The sequence below is a fragment of the Candidatus Nanopelagicales bacterium genome, assembly GCA_030700225.1.
In the GTDB taxonomy this organism is placed as follows: domain Bacteria; phylum Actinomycetota; class Actinomycetes; order S36-B12.
The window spans coordinates 1-6,803 of record JAUYJT010000025.1 but is presented as its reverse complement, the minus strand read 5'-3'; the positions used below and the strand labels follow the sequence as shown (position 1 = coordinate 6,803).

Here is a 6,803-nt window from a genome sequence, read left to right as displayed (position 1 = left end):
CGATTCACGCTCAACCGCGCGGGTTTCGGGCCTGATTGTCAGGCTGCGTCCGGGGCCGTAGTGCCCCAGTTAGTGCCCCACTCCGACCTGCGCCGCGCCCCGCGCCCGGAACGGCCGCCAGGCCGCATGCCCGGCACGGCGGCGCGGCGCGCCGGCGGAGCCGGCGCCTTGACGGAGTAAAGAAAGTTCTCACCCGGCGCTCTCGGATCACTTGTCGGACCAGAGGTGTCGGACCACAAGAGCTCGTATACGGCCGCGGTCTGCTGCTCGACGGTCGCCAGCGATGGAGAGGCTCCGGCAGTCAGGGTGACGTTAGGAACGCGTCGCGCTCTTCGGCAGTGGGCGGGTTCGCTTTGCCCACCCCTAGGTGTCGCAGCCTTCCGCCCACAATGCCGCAGCAGCGACCTCAGCAAAGTTGGCCCGCTGAGGTCAGCCGGCGTCGGACGTGATGGGGTGCGGCAGTACGCCCTCGTCCGCGCCCGACTCTGCCACATCAATCGAGCGCCTCGACGCTAAACGTTTGGGGGTGCTCGAGCCAGGCCATGACTTTGCGCAGTTCCCCCTTGGTCGGAAGGTAGAGTGTGACGTTCCCGCGCGATGCGGTCGTCAGCAATCCTGCCGATATCAACTTCGCAACTATTGCTGGCAAGCGTTCTTGAGCGACGGCATCTAGTCCTCTGGGGAGGGCGCTGTCTTTTCTGCCCCTACCGCGTTTGGCGTATACCTTGTGAAGAACGCTCAGGGCGACGCGGTCGTCTATCGAGCCTTGACCGGCGAGCATTCCTGCTGTCGTGGGCGGGGGCCCCGTGAACGCTTAAATACTTGAACCTAGAAGCTTTTTGGACAGTGAGTTCGGAAGTTGGGAGACCCCATCCACTCGTTCGATCAGGCAACGCTCGATCATGGGGCATTGATCGGCGGAGTCGACGTATGTCAGATCGAGGTTGTCGATAAGGCTGTCTCGCAAGTGGGTCCGAGCAACAACGCGCGAGTCCGGGCTAACCGAGAGTTCTCGCAGAAGGACGCCCTCAACAAGATAACTCCTTGTGTCCGGCTCCGCTTCCAACTCATCGGCGACGCGCACAGAATCCATCAGGATGGCGTCGGAGAGATGGTGGTTCATCCTGTGGTCGCAGGCCGCTAGTACTTGGCGGGGAGCAATTGCGGCTTCCGAAAGAGCAGAGGCGCATACTTCGATGGCCAGGTTGCCGGCCGCGTCTGACCACGTTGCGGCCTCACAAAGTGGATGACCTTGAAACGGGCTGCTCAAGTAGGCAGCTAGGTCTTCGCCATAGGCGGTGTCTGCGAGGTCTTCATCAGCAAAGACTCGTACCTCGCCAAATCCAGAGTCAGCCGCCACGGCGAGGCCCGGGAGGCGCATGAGTAGTTGAAGAACCTCCTCGTCCGTGGACCGACCACTAACGTCAACGAAGACCCGCTCGAGGTCCTCTCGGGCCAGCGACGCGATCGCGTCGCCCTTTGAACGCGCGACCGTCGCCAGGCGCTGAAGCAAGCTTTGGATAGTGCTCGGCGGCACCGAGGCGTAGATGTTGGCTTCGCGGTCGCAGATCATCCTGAGTAACTGGCGCCATGCATCGGCGGGGTCAAGGTCCGAGTGGATCTCGCTGACCCCGCCCAGCACACCGGCCTTCAGAAGATGAACCAAAAGCAGTGGCTTGGTTGGAAGCCAATCGGGCAAGACGGCCTCCGAGCCGCTCGCAGCTAGTAGTTCATTCGCCTGCTGAAGGTCGAAGTCGCGAAGCCTAAGAACGTCAGACCCCTGCAGGCCCAGAACCTCGCGCATCTCGTCACTTGAGGAGAAGTAGTGACCCCGTCCAGCCACGATTACGCCCATGTGGGACGGAGCCTCACGGATAAGCCTCCGGACAGGACTCAGAGCCTCCCATCTAACTTGCTTCAGCGTCGTCACAGCGCCGAGCCAACGGCTCGGAATCACCTCGTCGAAGCCATCCAACAGGAGAGCGCAGGCACCAGCGCGCCACGCAGACACCAAACCCCTTTCGTCCGCGAACCCAATTTCCTCTGCGTGTCGACGAAGGACTTCCGAAGGCGAACGAAGGCCTGCGCAATCGCGAAGATTAATGTGAACTGGAAAGGGTCGTTGAGTAGGCTGCTTAAAGTACCGCTTCCTCAGCACCTCGTACAGCTCCTTCAGCGCGTGGCTCTTACCCACGCCGAATTCGCCAACGAGCAGCGCCCGGTCCCCGCTCGCGATTCTTTCGACGAGGGTCCGTACGTCCAACGCTTCAGAAGATTGGTCATGGAACTTAGGGTTGATATCAACTGACGCGTGGTGCTCGACATATGAAATGCTGCCGAAGGGAGCTCTGCCCCGACATCCTAGATATCTTTCGACGTCGCACAATCTCGCACGAAGGACTTGATAACTTATAATGTGGATGGTTTCGCCGTCCGCGGCGATGCGTCTAATCGCGTCTCTTTGCTCTGCTGTAGGCTCTGACTCGGTGACGAGCCAACCGGAGAGGGTCTTGTAGCGATTCTCGGGCCGACCTCCGAGCATGCGCAAGAGCTCGTGGAGCTTCTCGCCGTCTTTCACCGCCTTCGCCTTCAATGGCGAGACCGTGAACTCGTAGGCATTGATGCTTCCGTCATCTATGAATATCCCGTCGCGCTCCTTGCCCATGACCATGCTGGCTCCCTGGAGCCCCAAGGGGTCGTGGATCGCACGAGCCATCGCCAACGCACGGACTTCGAAGTCGGGGCCGGAATCAGTCGCAGAACTCATTCGCGATTCACTCACAATCACCTAGACGGACGTGGCCCCACATTGCCGCATAGACTCGCCGGCGTCTCGCCAACGCACGGAGACCGCTGTCGGAGTTCGCGGGGACGTCCGTGCCTCCACGCCGATTGATGAGGCTTCGGCGCCGGCCCACGGCAGATCCGGAGGCATCGCTGCACGCATGCCCAGACCAGACCGCTGAGCACCGAAGGCCGAGTTCCTCACCCGCGCAGCGTGGTGTGTCACTCCGGCCGCGTCCGCCTACCCCCAGATTCAGCGACCGTGCCCAAGCCCTGCTGCGCCATCCGGATTCGCCTTGAGGACCTTGAAGCCGCACTGCGCCGCATCCCATCCGGCCGCCGGTGACAAGCCGGTGACGTCTCAGAACTGTCAGGGACATTTCAGACCTGTCCGGACCCGTCCCAGGACGTCCTAAGGCGTCCCCGGCGCGAGGTTTAAACGTCCCCCCGCACCGTGGTCAATGGAGGTAGTCCATTCGCCTAGCGCTGGGGAGCAGTCTTGACCTCCGGTCCGTTCAACGTGTTGACCGCGTCGTTCATTGGCGAGGTTGCGCTCGACGGTGCGGTCGAACGAGCTGACGGCTGCGCCCGCCCGGTGCGACTGAAGGGGTCGACGATGCTGGTCGACACCAACACAGGGGAGGTCCACGAGCGGTACTCCTCGGACAATGAACTGGACGGCCACACCTACGTGCGCTGCGGCAATCGGCGGGCGTCGGTGTGTCCGACTTGTAGCCACGAGTACAAGGGCGATGCCTGGCACCTCTTGGTCTGCGGGCTGGCCGGCGGCAAGGGGGTCCCCGCCTCGGTGGCGGACCGGCCCTGCACCTTCGTGACCATGACCGCGCCTTCCTTCGGAGCGGTGCACGGTCTGCGGCAGAAGGGACCGTGCCGGGCCCGTCGCGACAAGCCGATCTGTGCCCATGGCCGCCCCATGTGGTGTGGTCGCCGGCACCGGGAGAACGACGCCCAGCTCGGGCAACCGCTCTGCTGGGAGTGCTACGACTACACCGCCCACGTGCTGTGGCAGTGGCACGCCCCGGAACTGTGGCGGCGGTTCACCATCGCGCTGCAACGCCGCCTGGCCGCCGTGAGTGGGCTGTCGGTGAAGGCGTTCCGCGCGCGGTGCCGGATCGCGTACTCCAAAGTGGTCGAGTTCCAGGCCCGCGGCCTGATCCACGTCCACGTGCCGATCCGCCTCGACGGGCCACTCGGACCCGACGGTGACCCCTCGGACCTGCCCCTGTCGACGAGCGACCTCGAGGACGCGGTCCGTCACGCGGCCGGAGTGGTGCAGCTCGATGTCGGACCGTTACGCGACGGCACCGCGTACCGGTTGGTGTGGGGCCGGCAGGTGGACTGCCGTTCGATCACCGGGGACGCCAGCCGGGACAGTGAGCGTTGAGAATGACAAGCCCATTTGGCCCCACTGTGCTGCTCTGATTTGGCCCCGCCCTCGGGTTGGTGGTGTTGCTGGGATCCCGGGGTCGTCCGGGGGTCAGGTGGTGGCGGGCTCCTTTCGTGCTCGGGTGGTGGCGTTGAGTCGGTAGGAGGCGCTGCCGGTCTGGATGATGTGGGCGTTGAAGGTGAGTCGGTCGACGACGGCGGCGGCCAGGCGGGGGTCTGTGAAGGTCGCGCCCCATTCGGAGAACGGCGCGTTGGACGCGCACGCGATCGAGGCTCGTTCTTCGCGGGCGGTGATGATCTGGAACAGCAGTTCGGCGCCGCGGGGGTCGAGGTGGACGTAGCCGAGCTCGTCGAGGCAGAGCAGGTCGAGTCGGGCGTAGCGGCCGACGACGCGGGAGAGCTCTTTGTCGTCGGCGGCCTCGATGAGCTCGTTGACCAGCGCGGCGGTGGTGACGTAGCGGACGCGGCGTCCTTGTTCGGCCGCGGCGGTGCCCAGGGCGATGAGGAGGTGGGTCTTGCCGGTGCCGGAGTCACCGAGCAGGACCAGGGGTTCTCCCTTGTCGATCCAGCCGCCGGATGCCAGGTGCGCCAGCGTGGCCGGTGGCAGGTCGGGCAGTGCGCGGGTGTCGAAGTCAGCGAGTCGTTTGGTGCGGGGGAACTTGGCTTCCTTGACCCTGCGGACCTGACGCCGGGCGTCGCGTTCGTCGCACTCGGCGAGGAGGACCTCGGCAAGGAACGCCTTGTGCGACAGGCGCTGTTTGGCGGCGGCGTTGGCCATGGCGACGGCCTCGGCGCGCACGGTGGGCAGCAGCAGGGTGCGACACGCGGTCTGGATCGCTGCCTCGGCTGCGGGGTCCGACAACGCGCTCAGCACCGACGACGCGCTCGCCGTGGAGGCGGTGGAGGCGGTCTTGGTGGTGGTCTTGGTGGTGCTCATGCGGTGGCCTCTTTCAGGAGTTGGTCGTAGCCGGCCAGCGATGGGGCCGGGCGGTCGATCGCGGCGGTGGGCCCGGCGCTGGCTGGTAGCGGCACTGGCATCGGTGTCATGGTGGCGAGCATCGAGCGGCGTGCCTCGACAGCGACGAGGTCGGCATCGAAGTTGCCGATGCTCAGCGCCGCGTCCATCCCGGCGGCCACCGCTGCCGCGGGCATGGTGCGGTGCAGCAGCAGCACCCCGACCAGGGCACGGGTCCCAGGACCATCGCCCAGGCCGCGGCGGGCTGCGTCCCAGAACCGTTGATGGCCCGCAGTGAAGCCGCCGCCGGCGCGGGCTGCGACGAGCGCGGTGGCCCCGGCCAGCGCGCCGGGCTTGCGGCCCAGGACCTCCAGGTAGTGGTCCAGCACCAGGTCCTCGCTGCCCTTGTGCAGCGACCTGGTGTGGGTGGCCACCACGGTGCCGGCATCCAGCGCGCTCACCGTCGTGGCACCGAGGCGGACCTCGAGACGACGCCCCGCGTAGCGGGCCGGGACCGAGTAGTAGGACTGGCGCACGCAGATGCGGGCCTTCGCATCGACGCGACACGACAGGGCCGCTGAAACATCGAAGGCGGTCTCGGGCAACGCCCGCAGCAGGGGGATCTCGCGGGCCGCGGCGACGCCGACGCTCTCCGCGCGGGCACCGATGCGGCGGGCGTCATCACGTGCGTCTGCGGCGGCGAGTGCGGCGTTGAGGGCCGCCAGCGATCCGACGTGCGGGACCGGGGTGAGGTGACGTCGACGGAACCGGCCGATCTCTCCCTCCACCCCGCCCTTCTCGTGTGCGCCGTCGATGCCGGGGATGCAGAAGAACGAGTCGTAGCCGTAGTGCGAACGCAACGCGACGAACCGGGGGTTCTCCAGGCGCTCCCGGCCCAAGGCGACCCGGATCACCGCCGGGGTCAGGTTGTCGTAGCGGATCATCCCGACCGGCACCCCACCCAGTGCCGCGAACGCGCGGACGTGGCCATCGAGGAACGACTCCTGGGACTGGTTGGCGTAGGCGACGTGGACGGCCTTGCCCGAGTGCGACAGGCGCAGGCAAAACATGAACAGCTTCATCACCACCCCGGCGATCACGGCCTGAAACTCACCGAAGTCGACCTCTGCCTCCTCAGCCGGAGGATGCGTCTGCGGGACCATCACCTGCGCGCGCGGGCCGTTGATCTCGACCTTCAGCACGGCCACGAGGTTGCGCACGCTCGACTCGGCCACCACCGCGCCTTCCTCCTCGAGCAGCCGCTGCCAGACCCGGCGCGCGGTGTGACGTTGCTTCTTCGGTGCCGTGAGGTCCTCGGTCAGCCAGCGACGGATCGTGGCCTCGTGCGCACCGAGCACCGGCGCGGTCCGTGCCGGTGGCTTCCGGGTCGGCGGGACCGCGTCCGCGAGCGCGGCACGGACCGTTCGGCGGTGGACCCTGTGCTTGTCCGCGAGCGCCCTGATCGACATCTCTTCATCGCGCGCATCACGTCGGATACGTTCGAACTGCTCCACTCTCGATCTCACTTTCACCCCTGCATCTCGTGATTCGCCTTGGCAGACGGACACGAAAGTACGGGGACAAGTAGGTCGAGGGTGGGGCCACTTCAAGCCAGCACTACGGCTCCAAGTGGGGCCACTTCAGACTGGCACACTCA

General features: G+C 65.9%; 4 protein-coding genes. 1 reads left to right on the top strand and 3 read right to left on the bottom strand.

Features of this window, described 5'->3' with window-relative positions; all coding sequences use genetic code 11:
• Positions 1-814: 814 nt before the first annotated feature.
• Positions 815-2,767, bottom strand: coding sequence for a hypothetical protein (locus tag Q8P38_03390; GenBank protein ID MDP4013656.1), 1,953 nt, complete (start codon positions 2,765-2,767; stop codon positions 815-817).
• A 516-nt stretch (positions 2,768-3,283) separates the two neighbouring features.
• On the opposite strand from Q8P38_03390, the gene Q8P38_03385 reads away from it, so the two are divergent.
• Positions 3,284-4,189: a hypothetical protein gene (locus Q8P38_03385; protein MDP4013655.1), complete on the top strand. Its 906-nt coding sequence runs from the start codon at positions 3,284-3,286 to the stop codon at positions 4,187-4,189.
• Positions 4,190-4,282: 93 nt separating this feature from the next.
• Here the strand turns inward: Q8P38_03385 and istB are convergent, their stop codons facing one another.
• Together istB and istA are read right to left on the bottom strand one after the other, a co-directional pair.
• Positions 4,283-5,128: an IS21-like element helper ATPase IstB gene (gene istB, locus Q8P38_03380; protein ID MDP4013654.1), complete on the bottom strand. Its 846-nt coding sequence runs from the start codon at positions 5,126-5,128 to the stop codon at positions 4,283-4,285.
• Positions 5,125-6,660: an IS21 family transposase gene (gene istA, locus Q8P38_03375; GenBank protein MDP4013653.1), complete on the bottom strand. Its 1,536-nt coding sequence runs from the start codon at positions 6,658-6,660 to the stop codon at positions 5,125-5,127. Before istA ends, istB begins: the two co-directional genes overlap by 4 nt.
• Positions 6,661-6,803: the final 143 nt, after the last annotated feature.

Excerpts from the sequence above, each read along its gene's own strand:
- Q8P38_03390 (MDP4013656.1), bottom strand. The coding sequence starts at position 2,767 with ATGAGTTCTGCGACTGATTCCGGCCCCGACTTCGAAGTCCGTGCGTTG.
- istB (MDP4013654.1), bottom strand. The coding sequence starts at position 5,128 with ATGAGCACCACCAAGACCACCACCAAGACCGCCTCCACCGCCTCCACG.